This window comes from Cytobacillus gottheilii (genome assembly GCF_018582665.1).
GTDB lineage: Bacteria > Bacillota > Bacilli > Bacillales > Cytobacillaceae > Cytobacillus > Cytobacillus gottheilii.
Map to the genome: position 1 here is coordinate 255,906 of NZ_CP071709.1, position 18,286 is coordinate 274,191.

18 protein-coding genes are annotated in these 18,286 nt (G+C 38.3%); 13 read left to right on the forward strand and 5 right to left on the reverse strand.

Translation table 11 applies throughout. From position 1 onward, the window contains the following. Positions 1-85 precede the first annotated feature (85 nt). The 11 genes from J1899_RS01395 (at position 86) to J1899_RS01445 (ending at position 10,521) form a co-directional block, all read left to right on the forward strand. A complete protein-coding gene (locus J1899_RS01395) occupies positions 86-691 on the forward strand; it encodes a thiamine phosphate synthase (protein ID WP_082851849.1) in 606 nt (201 codons plus the stop codon). Then, positions 669-1,796 (forward strand): glycine oxidase ThiO, encoded by a 1,128-nt coding sequence (gene thiO / locus J1899_RS01400; RefSeq protein WP_214477016.1) that lies wholly within the window; start codon positions 669-671, stop codon positions 1,794-1,796. The genes J1899_RS01395 and thiO overlap by 23 nt, the downstream gene beginning before the upstream one ends. Positions 1,797-1,800: 4 nt before the next feature. Continuing rightward, a complete protein-coding gene (gene thiS / locus J1899_RS01405; protein WP_066450939.1) occupies positions 1,801-2,004 on the forward strand; it encodes a sulfur carrier protein ThiS in 204 nt (67 codons plus the stop codon). 3 nt (positions 2,005-2,007) lie between these two features. Further along, positions 2,008-2,775: a thiazole synthase gene (locus J1899_RS01410; protein ID WP_214477018.1), complete on the forward strand. Its 768-nt coding sequence runs from the start codon at positions 2,008-2,010 to the stop codon at positions 2,773-2,775. Next, the gene (locus tag J1899_RS01415) at positions 2,772-3,779 is read left to right on the forward strand and encodes a ThiF family adenylyltransferase (protein WP_214477020.1); all 1,008 of its coding nucleotides are present in this window, start codon (positions 2,772-2,774) and stop codon (positions 3,777-3,779) included. Before J1899_RS01410 ends, J1899_RS01415 begins: the two co-directional genes overlap by 4 nt. A 136-nt stretch (positions 3,780-3,915) precedes the next feature. Continuing rightward, entirely contained in the window at positions 3,916-4,290 is a 375-nt protein-coding gene (locus tag J1899_RS01420; RefSeq protein ID WP_214477022.1) for a hypothetical protein, read from the forward strand. Between the two features lie 105 nt (positions 4,291-4,395). Continuing rightward, positions 4,396-4,557, forward strand: a complete 162-nt coding sequence (locus J1899_RS01425; protein WP_066450929.1) for a DUF1540 domain-containing protein — start codon at positions 4,396-4,398, stop codon at positions 4,555-4,557. Between the two features lie 265 nt (positions 4,558-4,822). Then, entirely contained in the window at positions 4,823-5,149 is a 327-nt protein-coding gene (locus tag J1899_RS01430; RefSeq protein ID WP_066450928.1) for a cupin domain-containing protein, read from the forward strand. A 101-nt stretch (positions 5,150-5,250) separates the two neighbouring features. Then, positions 5,251-8,223, forward strand: coding sequence for a hybrid sensor histidine kinase/response regulator (locus J1899_RS01435; RefSeq protein ID WP_214477024.1), 2,973 nt, complete (start codon positions 5,251-5,253; stop codon positions 8,221-8,223). Between the two features lie 266 nt (positions 8,224-8,489). After that, positions 8,490-9,137, forward strand: coding sequence for an FMN-dependent NADH-azoreductase (locus J1899_RS01440; protein WP_214477025.1), 648 nt, complete (start codon positions 8,490-8,492; stop codon positions 9,135-9,137). A 166-nt stretch (positions 9,138-9,303) separates the two neighbouring features. Further along, positions 9,304-10,521 carry an MFS transporter gene (locus J1899_RS01445; RefSeq protein ID WP_246586551.1) on the forward strand — a complete coding sequence of 406 codons (1,218 nt, stop codon included), beginning with the start codon at positions 9,304-9,306 and terminating at the stop codon, positions 10,519-10,521. A gap of 83 nt (positions 10,522-10,604) precedes the next feature. On the opposite strand, the gene J1899_RS01450 is transcribed toward J1899_RS01445, so the two are convergent. Both J1899_RS01450 and J1899_RS01455 read right to left on the reverse strand, forming a co-directional pair. After that, entirely contained in the window at positions 10,605-11,897 is a 1,293-nt protein-coding gene (locus J1899_RS01450; RefSeq protein ID WP_214477028.1) for a DUF4179 domain-containing protein, read from the reverse strand. Next, positions 11,894-12,424: an RNA polymerase sigma factor gene (locus tag J1899_RS01455; RefSeq protein WP_214477031.1), complete on the reverse strand. Its 531-nt coding sequence runs from the start codon at positions 12,422-12,424 to the stop codon at positions 11,894-11,896. Before J1899_RS01455 ends, J1899_RS01450 begins: the two co-directional genes overlap by 4 nt. A gap of 294 nt (positions 12,425-12,718) precedes the next feature. Between J1899_RS01455 and J1899_RS01460 the strand changes: the two genes are divergently transcribed. Together J1899_RS01460 and J1899_RS01465 are read left to right on the forward strand one after the other, a co-directional pair. Continuing rightward, complete coding sequence (locus J1899_RS01460) at positions 12,719-13,147, forward strand: MarR family winged helix-turn-helix transcriptional regulator (RefSeq protein WP_214477033.1); 429 nt, start codon at positions 12,719-12,721, stop codon at positions 13,145-13,147. A 3-nt stretch (positions 13,148-13,150) separates the two neighbouring features. Next, positions 13,151-14,371 (forward strand): MFS transporter, encoded by a 1,221-nt coding sequence (locus tag J1899_RS01465; RefSeq protein WP_214477036.1) that lies wholly within the window; start codon positions 13,151-13,153, stop codon positions 14,369-14,371. Between the two features lie 69 nt (positions 14,372-14,440). Here the strand turns inward: J1899_RS01465 and J1899_RS01470 are convergent, their stop codons facing one another. The 3 genes from J1899_RS01470 to J1899_RS01480 are packed head-to-tail and all read right to left on the reverse strand — an operon-like array spanning position 14,441 to position 18,126. Continuing rightward, positions 14,441-15,553, reverse strand: a complete 1,113-nt coding sequence (locus tag J1899_RS01470; RefSeq protein ID WP_214477040.1) for a Ger(x)C family spore germination protein — start codon at positions 15,551-15,553, stop codon at positions 14,441-14,443. Then, complete coding sequence (locus J1899_RS01475; RefSeq protein ID WP_214477041.1) at positions 15,543-16,634, reverse strand: GerAB/ArcD/ProY family transporter; 1,092 nt, start codon at positions 16,632-16,634, stop codon at positions 15,543-15,545. Before J1899_RS01475 ends, J1899_RS01470 begins: the two co-directional genes overlap by 11 nt. A 13-nt stretch (positions 16,635-16,647) precedes the next feature. Then, complete coding sequence (locus J1899_RS01480; protein WP_246586552.1) at positions 16,648-18,126, reverse strand: spore germination protein; 1,479 nt, start codon at positions 18,124-18,126, stop codon at positions 16,648-16,650. Positions 18,127-18,286 lie beyond the last annotated feature (160 nt).

Consider the following 18,286-nt stretch of genomic DNA (forward strand, 5'->3'; position numbering starts at 1 on the left):
TGCGCAAATTTTAACCACTTTCCTATATTTAGGGGAGTGGTTTTTTGTTTGGCTGAAAAAGAAAGGGGCTAAGAATGTGAAGCTGATGGCTGTGACGAATGGGTGTCAAGAGATCAATGAATTAATGAAATCAATTATTCAAATTCATCCTTATGTTGATTTTATCCAAATTAGAGAGAAACAGCGCAGTGCGGGGGAACTGTGTCAATTAGGTAAGCGCTTAATTAACGAGGGAGTGCCGAAGGAAAAACTGCTAATGAATGATCGTATGGATGTTGCTCTCCTTTTACAGCTGCAGCAGCTGCATTTGCCTGGAAATGGACTGCCGCTTGAGCAGGTGAATGAAAGCTACCCCCATTTAAATGCAGGCATATCTATTCATAATCTTGAAGAAGCTTTAAGAGCGGAGAAACAAGGTGCAGCATATATGCTGTATGGCCATTGTTTTCCGACAGACAGTAAAAAGGGAAAGGAGCCGATTTCATTAAGCTCCATCCGAGATATAAAGAGATCCGTTTCAATCCCTCTGTTTGTCATTGGCGGTATTGATGAGGACCGTATTGAACAAGTTGCCTCATACGGAGCTGATGGAGCAGCTGTTATGTCAGCAATCTTTGCATCCAGTAACCCAGCTGACGCTGCTAAAAGATTAAAGGAGAGGTGTGCACATGTTAAAAACCAATCACACTGAAGTAGCTGTCATAGGAGGCGGAATTATTGGCAGTGCAATCGCTTATTATTTGGCGAAGGATAAACGCAAAGTTGCTCTATTCGAAGAGCGAGAAATTGGAAGCCGGTCAACTAGTGCCGCAGCCGGTATGCTTGGTGCTCATTCGGAATATAAGGAATTTCAGCATGTATACTCCTTTGCACGCAGCAGCCAGCTTTTATATAAGGAACTTTATCATGAATTAAAAGAACAAACGGGAATTGATTTTGAAATGAAAAAAGGCGGACTGCTTCAGCTTGCCTTCACATCCGAAGAGAGAGAAGAAAGGAATTCTCTTATGCAGCTGCCAGACATAGAATGGCTGACAAGAGAGGAAGCAAAAAGAAAAGTACCGCTTTTAACGGATCAAATCATTGGTGCGTCATTTTTAAAGGAGGATGTCCATGTAACTCCTGCCATTGCTTCTAATAGTTTCAGTAAAGGGGCATTCCTTTTTGGGGCAGAGATTTATGAATTTACGAAGGTTTTGTCGGTGGTTAATGAACACAGCCACTACAAGGTTAATACCACACAGGGATCGTATACGGCAGATCAGGTGGTAATTGCCAGCGGTGTGTGGAGCAATTATTTCTTTCAGCAAACAGGGTTAATGAATGCGATTATTCCAGTAAAAGGTGAGTGTATTGCAGTTTTAAATGATCAGCTGCCGCTTGCACACTCCATCTTCCATGACCAGCATTATATTGTCCCAAGAAACAATAATGAACTCATTGTGGGTGCTACGAAAAGATGGAATGACTGGAATGAAGAACCCACCCTTGAGGGGATTGAAATGGTGATTAAAAAGGCAAAAGAAATGCTGCCTCCCATTCAAGGAATGAGATGGCTGAGAAGCTGGGCGGGCTTAAGACCGCAAACTTTTGATGGTTTTCCTTTTATCGGAGAACATCCGGAACAGAAAGGTCTCTACTTTGCAGCTGGTCATCAAAGAAACGGTATATTGTTAGCTCCTGGAACAGGGAGAATGATCGCCGATTTAATAACCGGCAATCCAGTTAATCCAGAATGGGTGGAGGCATTTAAAATTGATCGCCTTCCATCGGCGGTTTCAACTGGGAGGGGGTGAATAGGTGAAGATCGAGCTAAACGGAAAGGTACATGAATTGCCAGAGCACGTAAAAACGACTGCTCAGCTTCTAGCCTTTTTAGAACTGCAAAATCGTATTGTTATTGTGGAAATCAATCAAGACATTGTACTGAAAGACAAATATGAAAGCCATCAATTAAATACTGGTGATAAAGTAGAGCTTATTCATTTTGTAGGAGGGGGTTAATACATGTTAAAAATTGCAGATCGTACGTATCAGTCCAGATTGCTGCTGGGAACCGGAAAATATCCAACTTTTGAGGTGCAAAAGAAGGCAGTAGACGTCTCTGAAAGTGAAATTCTTACATTTGCAGTAAGAAGAATGAATATTTTTGAGGAAACACAGCCTAATTTTCTAGAGCAGCTTGATTTAAAGAGATATACATTATTGCCTAATACAGCAGGTGCAAAAACAGCGGAAGAGGCGGTTAGAATTGCAAAATTGGCAAAAGCTTCAGGATTATGCGACATGATAAAAGTAGAAGTGATTGGCTGTGAGCGTTCGCTGCTGCCAGACCCTGTTGAAACGCTGAAAGCTTCTGAGTTATTACTGGAGGAAGGCTTCATCGTTCTTCCTTATACATCAGATGATGTCGTTCTGGCAAAACGGCTTGAACAGCTTGGTGTTCATGGCATTATGCCCGGTGCATCTCCAATTGGATCAGGGAGAGGAATTATCAATCCATTAAATCTCCAGTTTATCATTGACCAAAGTGATGTACCTGTTATTGTTGATGCTGGAATTGGTTCACCGAAGGATGCTGCATATGCCATGGAGCTCGGAGCGGATGCTGTCTTATTAAACACAGCTGTTTCAGGGGCGGAGGATCCTGTAAAAATGGCATTGGCAATGAAGATGGCGGTAGAAGCAGGAAGATTAGGGTATGAAGCAGGCAGAATTCAAGAAAAGAACTATGGAGTTGCAAGCAGTCCGATGACAGGAATGATCACATCTTGAAAAGCCGTTATTTGAAACAGGAATTATTCATCGGCAAAACAGGACAGAAGAAAATAGAAGAGAGCACAATAGTCGTATTTGGAATGGGTGCTTTAGGTTCTGCGATCTCGGAAATGCTTGTTCGTGCTGGTGTTGGGAAATTGGTAATAGCAGATCGCGATTATGTAGAATGGAGCAATCTGCAAAGACAGCAGCTGTACACAGAGGATGATGCAAAGAAGAAACTGCCTAAAGCAGTAGCTGCAAAACAGCGGCTTCAATCCATAAACAGTCAAACAATCATAAAAGAGCATGTAATGGATATTTATTTTCAAAATGTAGAGGAATTGGCGGAAGGAGCATCCATTTTAATGGATGCAACAGATAATTTTGAAACGAGATTAGTGATTAATGATGCTGCCATGAAACATAACATTCCATTTGTCTTTGGCGCTTGTGTCGGCAGCTATGGAATGACTTATCCGGTCTTGCCTGGAAAGGGACCATGCTTTCATTGTCTGGTTGACTATATTCCATCACAAAATGTAACGTGCGATACAGAAGGAGTAATTAGTCCAATTGTCCAGTGGGTTGCTTCTATGCAAGTTGCACAAGCCATGCAAATCCTAAGCGGTGAAGATGTAACATCGACTTTGCGGTCTTTTGATATTTGGAAAATGGAGCATGCAGAGATGAATGTCGAAAAACTGAAGAATCTTGATTGTCCATGCTGTGGAATAGAGAGACTTCATCCTTTTTTAACAATGGAGAAACAAACGAAAGCTGATATTTTATGCGGGAGGGATGCTGTTCATATCCGTCCTCCGGTACCGAGAACACTGGATCTCAAATATTTGTCAAAGCAATGGGAACAGCAGACCACAAATATGCTGGCTAATGCACATTTACTTTCATTTCAGTATGAGCCTTATCGCGTGATATTATTCAAGGATGGGCGCGCTATCATTCACGGAACCGCTGATATCACCATGGCCAAAAACGTATATACAAGATTGACCGGTTAACCTTTGATCTTCCGTAACCTCATGGGATAAAATTCTTTATGAGGTTATTTTTATACATTTAGAAAATATATTGCAACTAAGCCTAGTATTTTGACTTATTAAAAAGTATTTTTTAAAACTGGAGGGGTAGAAAAAAATGGGATTATTTGATAAGCTGTTTGGCGGAAAAAAAGAATCATTGCCGGAACAGACGGTTGCAAAAAAAGGAACAGAAGGAACCATTAAACTGTATGTTGTTTATAAAGATGAAATGGGTGGTTCGGTTGAAGAAGTAAACGCCTTTATTGATTCATTTGATGAGTTGTGGAATTTTGCAAGTATAGGGGAATCTGGTCCTGTAGATGAAAAATGGGTAAAGCAGCATAACGCGCCGTTACCATCAGATACTGAATATCCATATTTTCTTTTATACCCAGACAGCGGAATGATTAATTATAGCAGACCTTACTTCCATTCAGGCAGTGAAGAAGAGGTTATTCAGTTTTTAGAGAAGTATGAGAGTGAAGAATAAGCGATATGCTCTAAAGCATTAGTAATTGAATTCATTAAGAACTTTCACATATGAGTAGAACCTCGCTATTTGGGTACAATAGAGATAAAGGGAGGTGTCTATCTCATGGCAAAAGATGTTTTGTGTGAAGTCAACAGCTGTGCTTATAATATCAATTCTGAGAACAAATGTGGTGCAACGCAAATTTATATTGTCAATAACAAAAAAGATGATGCTTCGACTAGCAGTGAAACCGACTGCAAAACGTTTGAACCCGCAGATTTATAAGAATGATGGAGGCAACCGGCCATGGTTGTCTCTTTTTTTATACCTTAAACATCAGAAAATCCATGCTCATTCTTTTTGCTGCTAAGATAAGAATGATTGCAGAAAAATCTTTTGCCTTACATTTCTACCTATAGTGTTGATAATAATTATCATTATTATTCGCAAAAAGAGCATTAATTGAAAATTTTTATAGGTATTTTTTAAATAAAGTCGAACTAGTTCAATATATGAATACAATGTTTATCGGAAAGGAAGGGAAGAGAGAATGATTATATATGGTGAAGGGGTACCGTCTTATGAGGTGGGAGAAGGAGTGAGCCGAAAAATTTTAACCCGCGGCGGAGGATTAATGATGGTTGAAGTTACCTTTAAAGAAGGTGCAGTAGGGGCGCTCCATCAACATTTTCATGAGCAAATTAGCTATATTATAAAGGGGAGTTTTCAATTTGAACTAGATGGAAATGTTCAGAAAGTGACAGCTGGAGATAGTATTTATGTGCCATCAAATGCAGCTCATGGTGTTAGATCGCTGGAAGAAGGTTCTGTCATTTTGGATGTCTTTTCACCACAGCGAGAAGACTTTTTAGAATAGGCTCTTCATTTTATCTTTCAAGAGAATCTATCTGCTTTTCTTATATTTCCGTATAATGTAGGAAGAATGGAAAATTAGTACAGATATTTTAGGGGTAAAAGATGAAGAAAAAAAACCTGTTTCTTTTAGTTGGATTTTTTGTTATTTTCCTTATTTTAGCTAGAGCACTATGGATCATGTTCAATACTTCAGTTCCTCAGGTTCATGGTGTCAATGGAATCGTCCAACTCGATCATTTAACTCAGTCAGAAATCGCACTTGGAGGGCAATGGGAATTTTATTCGGATGCATACATAATAGATACTGGTTCATTTTCTGAGAGGCGCAAAGAAATCGGCATGGTAGAAGACATGTGGTATTCATCTGGCGGCTATGGAACATATCGGATAATGATCAATCACCGCCAAGAGGAAAATGCTAGCGAACTCTACAGTATTCGTTTTCCATCTGTACGTGCAAAAACGGCCATCTATATAAATGGTCAATATGCAGGCGGTTCAGGGAACGCTATACCTGAATCCACTCCGTATGATGTTCAATTTCTGCTAAATGGAGATCACACCGAAGTAGTCATACATGTTGAAGATCTTGGGGTAGACATGAAGAAGAACTCTGCAGGAGGTATACTTTTCGGTAAAAGTGAATTCGTTGAGAGAAGTATTCAACTTAGCTCCTTAAGTCAAATAGCTGTAGTTGTTGTGCTTTTACTGCATGGGTTGTACGTTTTTCTTTTGTATTTAATCGGATTCAGAAACAGAGCCCTTTTATTTTTTGTGATGCTCATGATTAGTGCTTCTTTAATGGTTTTAATTTCAGATAATCGATTGCTTCTATCTGTTCTTCCAATGACTTATGCAGCGCTTATAAAAAGTATATTTATTATATATACATGTACAGCATTATTCCTATTTTTGTTTATAAAGTATTTCCTATTTGATTATAAACTTCCTAAATTATTTAATTATTATCCATATATTTGCGTTATTTATATAGTTTTTATATTCTCTGTACCTGTACATGTCATTATAAATTACAGCTTTTTTCTTAGCGTGATCCTCTTTATATCGGGATTGGCATCACTCATACAGTTTGCAAAACTAGTGATCAGCGGGCGGGAAGATGTTGTATTTCTATTTTTTGCAGCGGCAGCAGTTTTAAATAATGTTTTTTGGTCAATTTTAAAGTATCGGATCACAGTAGATTATCACTTTTATCCGTTTGATATCATGGCAGCTGTTATTTTATTTTCTGTTTTTTGGCTGAAAAGTTATGTTCGCAAAGTAAGAGAAACAGAGATATTATCTTCGGAATTGTTAAAATCGAATAAACAAAAAGATGATTTTTTAGCCAATACATCTCATGAGCTTCGCAACCCACTTCATGGTATTTTAGGGATTACCGAGTCGCTTCTTAAAAAAGATAAAAATACCGATTTACAGCTAATTTTAAATATCGGCAGGAAAATGTCATTGCTGCTTGATGATTTGCTTGATTTTACAAGATTAAAAGAAAAAGGAATACTTTTACATATTGAGAGAGTAAGACTGGATTCTGCTGCAACAGGGGTAATTGATATGCTGAAGCATATGAACACTGGGAAAGAGCTAGAAATCAAAATGAGTATAGACGGTAATTTTCCTAGTGTAGCAGCTGATGAAAGAAGATTGGTTCAAATTCTCTATAATCTGGTGCATAACGCACTCAAATTTACAGAGACAGGTTCAGTTGAAATTCGCGCCGAGCATGATGAAACGAAAGCAACCATTTATATAACAGATACAGGCATCGGAATGGATGAGGAACTGCAGAAGCGAATTTTTAAACCCTATGAACAAGGGGATCCAAGCATAACCTCCATTGGCGGCGGGATTGGGCTTGGTTTGTCTATTTGCAAAGAGCTGATCCACCTCCATGAGGGTGAATTGTCTGTTCGTTCGTCCCTTGGTGAAGGGACAACCTTTTCTTTTACATTGCCAGTGGCCAGCAAGGAAATGAGTTCTGTAGAAAGACCAACAGCTCTAAAGCAAAGTGAAATTAAAGTAAGCACGCCAAAGCTGCCAGCAGGAGCGCGAGTAGAAAAAGAAAGATCAGCAAGCATTCTAGTTGTAGATGATGATCCGGTTAATGGAAAAGTTCTGGCTGATCTGCTCAGCAGCAATGAGTATAAGCTTACAACTGCAGTCAGCGGAGAAGACGCTATAAAGCTTCTTAATCAAAAATGGGATCTCATTATCAGCGATGTAATGATGCCAAAAATGTCTGGATATGAGCTGACAAGAAGGATACGTGAGAGATATTCAATCTCAGATTTGCCTATTTTATTATTAACAGCACGTAATCGCCCTGAGGATATGTATGCGGGTTTTCAGGCTGGAGCAAATGATTATGTTGCCAAACCGGTTGAAATGATAGAATTGCAAGCGCGAGTAGATGCACTCGTACATCTGAAGCTGTCTGTTCAGGAACATTTAAGGTTAGAAGCAGCTTGGCTGCAAGCTCAAATCCGGCCCCATTTTTTATTTAATACTTTAAATACGATCCTGTATTTGCAGGAAGAAGACCCAGATAAAATGCGGAGGATGCTTGAAGCATTTATCATTTATCTGCAATCCAGCTTTGATTTCCAGAACTCAATGAGACTTGTGCCTATCCAGTATGAACTTGAGTTAGTTAAAGCTTATTTGTTCATTCAGCAGGAAAGGTTTCAGGAGAAATTAGAGGTGAACTGGGAAGTTGAGGAGGATCTCCATGTGATGATTCCGCCATTATCGATCCAGCCAATCGTTGAAAATGCCCTTCAGCATGGCATCTTGCCGGGGAAAAGTAGAGGAAAGCTTCTTATCTCGATAGCTAGGGAGAGTGAGGGAGTGAACATCACCATTTCTGATAATGGCATCGGAATGACAAAACAGAAAATGAATGAAATTCTGTCGGATGATCGGCTGAAAAACCGCGGAGTTGGAGTTTATAATACGAACTTGCGTTTAAAAAAGTTATATGGAACGGGTCTGAAAATGACAAGCAGTCTTGGTCAAGGTACCACAATCTCTTTCATAGTAAAGAATGAAAGATAACGTTTGGAAACAATTATTAGTGATAAAAACTAAAATTATAGTGATTATCTCTATAAGATGGAAGATGCTGATATTGCACAACATCAGTATCTTTCTTATATAAAAATATCTTTAATTCAAGAATCTTGAATTAGTGAGCAAAATTCATGCTTTTTATATATTCTTCTACTATAATGATTAAAGGATTGCCTTAAACATAAACATTATGTTTTGTTTTCTTTATATAAAAGGTCCTTAAAATCATTTTACACAGGAGGAATTATGACATGAACGTATTAGTAGTGAAAGCAAATAACCGTCCGGCAGCTGAAGGAGTTTCCAGCAAAATGTATGAAACATTTATGGAAGCATTACAAGGTGCTGACCAATTAAATGTGACAACTTATGATGTATTCGCAGAAGATACTCCGTATTTCGGACAAGATCTTTTCAACGCGTTTGGAAAGCTGCAAAGCGGAGAAGAATTAACAGATCTTGAGCAAAGACTATTAGCAGCAAAGCAAAAAGCAATGGACGCTGTATCAGCAGCTGATGTTGTAGTGTTTGCATATCCATTATGGAACCTAACAATCCCTGCGAAGCTTCAAACATTCATTGACTATGTTTATGCTGCAGGATTCTCATTCAAATACGATGAGCAAGGCAACATGGTTCAGTTAATGACTGACAAAAAAGCGATCTTCCTAAGTGCTCGCGGCGGAGTTTACTCTACTCCTGAAATGGCTCCAATGGAAATGTCCACTAACTACTTGCGCAATGTAGTTGGCGGTATCTTCGGAATGGACATCATTGAAGAAGTAGTAATTGAAGGCCACAACGCAACACCTGACAAAGCAGCTGAAATTATTGAAGCTGGATTAGAAAAAGTGAAAGAAGCTGCAGTAAAACTTGCTAAGCTTCCACAAAATGCTTAATTAAGATAAAACGTAAACCGGGAGACAGGTTCTCCCGGTTTTTTGTTATTTAGTAGGACAAAAATATTTGTTAAATTAGTATTATTTTCAATAAGATAGTTGAAATAGGCTTAATAATTAGATTATTATCTAATTAGATAATAATCTAATTAAGGTTGTGCTAAAAATGCTAAGCTTATTTAAGGAAGAAAAAGAATACAGAAAACTTTTCAGCGCCGGTGTGCTAAATGGTATTGGCGACCGCTTTAGTCAGGTGGCTGTCCTAGCTCTATTATTGGAAGTGACAGGATCAGGTTTTGCTGTTGGATTAACTTTAGCGATAAGGGTTATTCCGTTCCTTCTGTTTGCTCCGTTTGGCGGGTGGCTTGCAGATAAATTCTCAAAAAGGAACATCCTGGTGTCAACGGATCTTATACGAATATTCTTTGCTCTGTCTTTTTTATTTGTTAAAAGTCCAGACCAGGTTTGGATTATTTACGTAGGAACTTTTATCCTTGGAGCAGGAGAGGCTATTTACGCACCTGCCAGAAAATCCATTATTCCTACAATTGTAAGTCAGCATAACCTTGTAAAAGTAAACAGTTTAGAGCAGGTGATGATAGGAATTATTTTGATAGGCGGCTCCTTAAGCGGCGGTGTGGCTTCATACTATTTAGGACCAAACATTACTTTTGGAGCCAATGCTGTATCATTTTTACTTGCTGCGTTGATTCTTTCGCGTTTGAAGGTGAGAAAAGAGAGTGTAAACGAGATAAATTCCGATAGCACTCAACAAGGAAATACAATTGCCTTCTTGTTTTCTTCTAGTCTGCTGATGCTCTTGCTTGCGAGTGAGTTCCTTATTCCGCTGCTGAATGGAATTGATAATGTTCTCATTAGTGTATATGCTGTTGAAGAATTTCAATTTGGAGACTTGGGAGTTGGCCTTTTTTACGGTTCTCTCGGAATGGGGCTCATGCTCAGCTTTATAGTAGGGGAGCGGCTGCGCAATCATTTGCTGATCATTGGTTTTTCAGTCCTTATTTTTGAAGGATTATTTCTCATCATATTGAGCCAGCTGCACTCTATATCGATTGCTGTTTTAGTCTATATCATCATTGGATTTTGTGCTGGTGTGGGAGGTACTTGTTTTGATTCTACCCTTATGAGAATTGTTCCGAAAAACAAACAGGGATCAGTATTTGGTCTATTTGCAACCATCTCTAATTCCATGATTGGCATCTCCATGTTTGGTGCTGGCATCGCTCTTGAATATGCAGATAATCGGTGGCTTGGGATGCTCGGCGGCGTGGGTTTTATGATCTCAGGGGCGTTGCTGCTGTCTGTGTACCTCTCTTTAAAAAACAATAAAGGTAAGATGACCTTAATGGAGGATCAGAGGTAAGTACACTAAACCAATTCTGTAAGTTTATAATCCATAATAGAGAGTTCCTGCACATTGCTATGTTTCAGGAACTCTCTATATTATTACTCTATTGGAATACGAATTCTCTCCTCATACGCTTTCATATAGTGGATGCCGTTAATGTAAAGAGTTTCTGGATTTGTTACTTTCTTAAAAACCATTGTTCTTTCTTTTAAGATGCGACCGTTTTCTGTCTTAATAATTTTCTCATCTATCGTGGAGTCTAAAGGATAGTGTTTCCCATTTGAAATTATAGAAACGCCATTAAGCCTTACATTCTCTTCGGTTGAAAAAGTTATTTCAGTACTCACTGCTGTTTCGGATATTTTTTTAACAAGCACTTCATTTCCCTCAAGTAAAATTGGTTCTTCACTGATAGAAGAGAGCTCTATGCTCTTTTTTGTAATTTCCTTGTAGACAGGAAGCTTTTCAATGACAAGCTCCAGGGATTCTAAGTTTTGCGGGAGAGCATCAAAGCGTAATTCCATTTTCCTTCCTTTTATGGAGGAAGAAAGGCTGCTTCCCAGGCGCTCGATCGGCTGTCCATTGGCATGAAGTTCAATCGTTTCAATGAAATTGCTGTCATCTTCATACCTGTAGTCTAAATGAACTTTGCCCTCAATAAGAGTCATAGTGGGAGTTGCTCTTATAGATTCAAATTTAATGGTTCCATGATCACTCTGAAAGCTGTGGTTTACATTTTGTTTAATCTCTGTTTGCAGTGCTTGATTTGGATTAAAAGGAAAGCTGATTTGAAGAGTGTCCGTTCCTTCAATTCCCCCAACTCGGAAAGAAACGGTTAGTTTTTTTGCCAGCGGATTGACTGGATCAAATGACATTGTCCCTTTTAATTCAGTCCCATCGTCATTTAATGCGCTTGTACCTCCAACAGGGTTTGATTTTGTCAGGAATCCGTTAATAAGATTGGGCCATACATCCTTTTCTTCCATATCAATTCCATTTGGATTTTCTAATGTATAATAAAGAAGAAATTGATTTTCATCTGCCATTACCCCATCAATGGTTAAAACACTTCCATCAGAAAGATGTGTTTCCTTTCCGATCATTTGTCCCATTCCAGCTTCATTAAGGTCTTTTAAGGATTGTGTAAATAGCTGGTCAAAGCCGAATAAGGTTTTACCATAATAAGCGACAGCGTTGTAATGGTAACCAAAGAAACAAAGAAATATAAGTGCAGCTGCTGCAAAAGGCCAAAACCGATGATTGAAACGCTGCTCTTTTGGAGGTGTCTTCTCTAAAGCTTGGCGCAAACGATCCTCCAATTCTTTTGGTGCCTTGATTTCCTGTAGTTTTTGATGTTCATTCATAAACATTTTATTCCATTCATCCTTCATTCATTTACACCCCCATGTTTCTCTCTAAGCTTTTTTAGACCCTGAAAGATTCTTGACTTCACCGTGCCAAGTGAAACATCCGTTATAGAAGCAATCGTTTCGTAATCGAGATCATGAAAGTATCTTAATTGGATCGTTTCCCTTTGCGGGTGACTTAGCTCGCTTAGCATTGCCTCTAAATCAGCCTGCTGTTCACTGGCTAAGAAAGAGTTTCTGCTTGAAGTGGGTTCGATTGCTGCGTGCCAATCATTTGTTAATATCTGTTTGCTGCGCCGCCGAAGTGCTGCTTTGCACTCATTGACCAAAATCGTTTTGCTCCAGCTGTAAAAAGAGCGATCCTTTTTAAGCTGATTTATTTTGTCATAAAGAACAACAATCATATCCTCTAATGCATCCATTGCGTCATGTGAATTTCCCATATAAGCATAAGCAAGACGATAATACGCATCCTTTTCATTCATAATCAACGTAAGTAATGCATCTTTATCCCCCTTTTTAGCTTTCTTAATTAGCCGATCTTCTTCCATATTCTCACCTCGCTCACTTCTAAGAGTAATAACCAGCAGAAAAAGTTCAATTTTTTTAGATTCAGTAATAAAATTTATTTCGTTTTTAACTTCTAATGTTTGTATCCTTCTATTTCTATTAAAGTATCAGTCTTTATGCAGCTTTGAAAAGGGAAAAAATGAAGGGAGTTTGTGATTATCGCAGGAATCGTTTATAATAGGATAATGGTTACTTAGGGTAACTAAATATTAAAGGCAGTTATTTTTTTAACCTAATAGTTACTCATGGTAACTATCTAAGAGGAGTGATTTGGAATGGAATCTTACAGAAAGTTCTTTCACCAATATTTTTTGCTGTATCGACCGTTTATAAGTGACTTGAATCGTCTTTTAAACGAATATGATCTGCATTACTCACAATGGTCGATTATGTATTATTTAGAGATGTATGAATCTGTTACACTTGTGGAGCTTTCAAAGCATTTATATGTAGAAAAGCCAACGATTACGAGAACGGTGAACTCTCTAATTAAATTACAGTATGTGGAGCAAATAAAAGGCAGGGATAATAGAGAAAAGAGAATTCAACTATCACCGAGAGGAAAGGAAATAACAGCAATCCTTCGAAAGAACATCGATGAATATGAACAGGATATTATGACTGGCATTTCCCCAGAGAAGCAAGCTGAGGTCATTGAAGTAATGGATCAAATTCGCAGCATGATTATTAAAAGGGGAGTGTAAGGTGTGGAAGGCACGAAAGAAAAGTTATGGACAAAGAATTTCTTAATTGTTTTTGGCGTTAATTTTTTGCTGTTCTTATGTTTTTATTTATTAATGGTCATCATCCCAGTGTATGCAAAAGAGGAATACGGCGCTTCTACAGGAATGGCAGGATTTGCTTCCAGTATTTTTGTATTAGGCGCTTTGATTGGACGATTATTTGGAGGAAGTGTAATTGAAAGGATCGGCCGGAAAAAACTGCTGTTCATAGGCTTAGTTGCGTTTTTAGTTATGACAGCTCTGTACTTCTTCATAACAGGCTTAACCAGTCTGCTCCTTGTTAGGCTGCTTCATGGCATTGCCTTTGCTTTTGCCTCAACTGCAACAGGAACGATTTCAGCAAGCTTGATCCCTAAATCACGACATGGCGAGGGAATTGGCTATTATGGAGTCAGTATTATTATTGCAACAGCCATTGGTCCGTTTATTGGCATGATGATTACTGAACATGCTACTGCATTTATTAATTTTATCATTTGTGGAGTGTTTGCCTTTATCACACTGCTATCAGCTCTATTTGTAAAAGTGCCGGAACTTTCATTGTCATCAGATCAGAAAAAAGAACTGTCACAATTCAAGTTATCTAATTTTCTTGAAGTTAAAGCTATTCCTATTTCGGCCATTAGTTTCGTAATGGCTTTTGGCTATTCAAGCATTCTTTCTTATCTTACTTTTTATGCGGAGGAGATTGATTTAGTTAGTGCGGCCAGCTTCTTTTTCATTCTGTATGCTGTAACCGTTATTTGTACCCGTCCTTTTACAGGCAAGTGGTTTGATCAAAAAGGGCATAATTTCGTCATCTATCCCGCAATCCTGTTTTATATTTTAGGCATGCTGCTTCTCAGTCAAGTGCATAGCGGAACTATGTTGCTGCTATCAGCCGTATTGATCGGTCTTGGATATGGAACCATTCAAGCAAGTGCCCAGGCTTTGGCGATAAAGGTAACGCCATCACACCGTATTGCTCTGGCAACATCTACTTTTTATATATTTGTCGATGTAGGAATTGGCATTGGTCCATTTATTTTAGGATTCATAACACCGTATATTGGCTTCCGCGGAATGTATATTTTAATGACGATCCTCTTAATGGCAGGCATTCTTTTATACCATTTCTGGATTGGACGGAAAAGCACAAGAAAAGAGCCGGCAAACCAGTTGGACGGTTCAGCTGGTTCGCTATAGTGCAATGAGTCGGCAAGATGAAAAAAAGGGGCCAATCGCGGCCCTTTTATCCTTTCAGATGGGAGTCTATTACCTCATATTTAATCCTTCATCTTTAATCCGTACACTAACATCAATGGTTATATTGGATTTCCCAAAAGCATCTCCCCAATTGTCACTTACCTTTTTCCAATGCTTATATTGAAAGGCCCGCGCATATTCTCCAAATCCTACTGGATCTATTCCGTTATCTTGAAAGCTCTTTACGAGTTTGTTGAAATCAGCTGTTAATTTTTCTTTTAGCTCTTTTTCCATTTTTTCGCGATCTTTATAAGGATTTTCGTTCAATGCTTCTTTAATATAAATGGCTAGTGAATAGTCTGTCTTAAAGACAAATTGCCCGTTTTCATATGTGACTTTCACCTCTCGCTTTAAATCTCCAACATTATAGCTTAAAAGCTTGGTTTGAAAGGGATCTGTGTCATCAGTGGTTAATTTCGTTGTTAGAAATAGCTGATCAAGTTTGGTGCTGCTCAAAAGCTGCAGCAGTTCTCCTTCGTATTGATTAATATCTGAAACATACATATCCTTATGGTTTAATAAAGTAAATCCGCTTAAATTAATGCTTTTATTTTTATAGATAATACGGGGAATAAAGCCGGTTTTTGTTTTAGAATAGTGATCTGATTGCACATCATGTAAAGTGGTTTCTTGTGTAATATGGCGTTTATCGCCAGTCTCAATCAGCTTTACCATGTGCAATGGCAATCTGATTTTATCACTTGGACTGCTATAGATTACTTCAGCAACACTATCTTCCACTACCATGACCTTGCAATTGATGGATGAAAAAGAGTCCCGGTATAAGGTGTCTAAAAGTGCAAACCAGTTTTCAGACTGAAGGACTTTTTTGCCAATCAATAAAACCTGCATCTTTCCTTTACTAATTGTGCCTGCTAAAAAACTATCCAGTTCACCTCTTGCCTCTCTTAAGGATGAAGCTTTTACGCTATACTCTTCGTTTTTATCCATTACTTCTTTATCGAAGACCGGATTTGAGCTATAAACAATTAGCTCATTATTCTCTCCTAAATCAATGCCAAGCATTAATGTCATGGTTATATCTTCAATATTCGTTTTATCATTGCAGGCGGATAAAATAAGTGAACATAGTAGAAGCAGGAAATATATTTTAACCTTCAAGCTTTTCACCTTTTCTGAAATGAGAATGAAATAAAGATAATAAATAAAGCAGGAATACGAATACGTATATTAGGCTGCCCATATATGTAACAAGAGTCCTCATTTTGTTAAGCATTGACCAGTCTTGGTCAAGTATTAGAGTAGCGATAATAAAAGAAAGCAAGACTGGGAGTATAATCTTCTCGCACCGTCTTATTTTTATAATTTGGCTCAAACAGGTGGCAGTGAAATAAACGTACGGAATCCATGTTGTTGATACAACAAACATATACATAGGCAAGAGAATGATATCTAAGCGCTCTACATAACGGAACCGAATGTTGCTCATTTGGTTTAGAACGGGCTCAAAGTAATTTCCAATCGTATCTGGCCCATAAAAAAGATAACAGGCAATCGTTGTACTTACATAAATAAGGAGAGTAATGGTGTTGGCAGTAACAGCGCCACTGATGGCTTTCTTTTTATTACTAAGATAAGGATATATAAAAAAGATAATTTCAAATCCTAAGAAGGAAAAAACGGTTAATTTTGTGCCCTCTAGAATAGGCATGATACCATCTTTTAAGAATGGAAAAAAATAGAGCCAACTATTTTTTTCTAATGGTATATACAATAAGAATAATATCCAGAAGGTTAGGATAAAGGTGCTTTCTCCATAACGGCCAAGCACTTTTACTCCGCCTCTTGAGATAATAAACGTCGGGATCACAAGGAGAGACAGGAGAAGAGAGACGCTTGTTCCTGGTAAAATCCAGCTCTTTAGGAGCATGACCATAGAAAGCATTAATGTGTAGGAGAAGAAAACTAAATAGCATGCAAAATATAAGATAATGATCTTGCCGAGTGTATTTCCAAAATATAGTATGAATGTTTCTTCCGCTGTTTTACCAGGAAAGCGCTCCATTGCTTTTATAATTAGAATGCTTGTAATTGAAGCCACTGCCCAGCCTAAAATAATGGATATAAAGCCACTCGGTCCTGCAAGTTCTCCCAGCTCCCGTGGCAGAGACAAAATGCCGACTCCCATTTGAGCACCGTGAATTAAAAATATAAATTGCGTTATAGTAATTTTTCCTTTCAAATGAATACACCCTTTATAATAAGCGTTCATGGTCCTTTGCTGACGCTTGCTTTGATTTCCCGATTTTCCAAATAGGAAACCGAATGAGACTATCTTTAAAGTCAGAGCTTTGGAGCGGATTTAGTAAAGTGCCATAAGGAGTGCCGATAGACTCTAGCTTAACAATATGGCCAAGAAGAGTCATAAATCCTACTGCTATCCCAACAACTCCAAAAAGTGAAGCGATAATCATCATCGGAAAACGCATTAGCCTCACCCCAAGGGACATATCATAGTTTGGGATGATAAAAGACGAGATCGCTGTTAAAGAAACAATGATCACCATGAAGTTACTCACAATTCCTGCTTCTACGGCTGCTTGCCCGATTACAATACCTCCAACAATCCCAACGGTTTGTCCAACTGGCGCGGGCAGTCTGATTCCTGCCTCTCTTAACATCTCCAGTGTAATTTCCATTAGCAGTGCTTCTACTAATGGGTCGAAAGGAATTTCTGCTCGTGACTCTCCAATGGTAATTAATAAGCGAATAGGGATAATTTCGTAATTAAAAGAGACGATCGATATATAAATGGCCGGCAGAAAAATAGAGATCAGTACGGCAACGAACCTTAAGATACGTACAAACGATGCCAGCATCCACCTTGTCGTATAATCATCAACACTTTGAAAAAATGACATGATTGAGCCTGGTGCAATCAATACACTTGGAGATCGATCTAAAAGGACGCATATTTTTCCTTTAAACAAGTCAATAGTTGCTTGGTCAGGACGCTCTGAAATTCTGAATTGAGGAAACGGAGAGAAATGATTATCCTCAATATACTCTGCTAATTGCCCAAGATTGATGAGATGGTCACCCTGGATGCCGGTTATTCTTCTCGTTAGTTCAGCTATTTCTTCTTCCTTTGCAACTCCATCGATATAAACGAGACTTACAGACTTATTTAGTTCTCCTTTCAGCTTAATCTCAGCTATCTTTAATTTAGGGGATGGAACGAATTGCTGTAATAAGGCAATATTTTGGCCAATTTGTTCACTAAATCCAAGATGGGAGCCTTTTAGTGTTGTTTCAAAAATAGCATCTTCAATCGATCTGCTTGGTCCGCCAGCTGTTTTATATATGTATGCTTCATTGTGTTCACTAAGGAGAAGGACTGTATCGCCATTTAAAAGCCCGTTGACTACTTCCTGAAGATAAGACGTCTTTTGATAATCGGCAATTGTGGTATGTGAAGGCTGCTGCCCTTCTTTTGAATAAAGTGGAGAGATGATTTGCTCCTCAATTTGCTTTAGATCAGCTAAATCACGCAAATAAACAAGTGTACCATCTATTTTGCCCTCATGAATCTTTAGTTCTCTGAATGTTAAATTCGGAGTTAATGTAAAGGTTTGTTTTAAGTTAAAAAGGTTTACCTGAAGATTAGGACTTATGTTTCCATCTGTTGTATTTCTCTTATCTGACATGCTCTTTTTATCTTTAAAAAAACGCATCACAGACCTCCTTTGACAAAAACTGAAATATGTCATTGTGTTTTTCTTAAGATTTCCAAAGGAGTGAGACAATATGTAGAAGACAGAAGGCTGCTTTGTGAAGATATTGTAAAAAAATAGAGGAACCCATAATGGCTCCTCTAAAGCAGATTGGAATCTA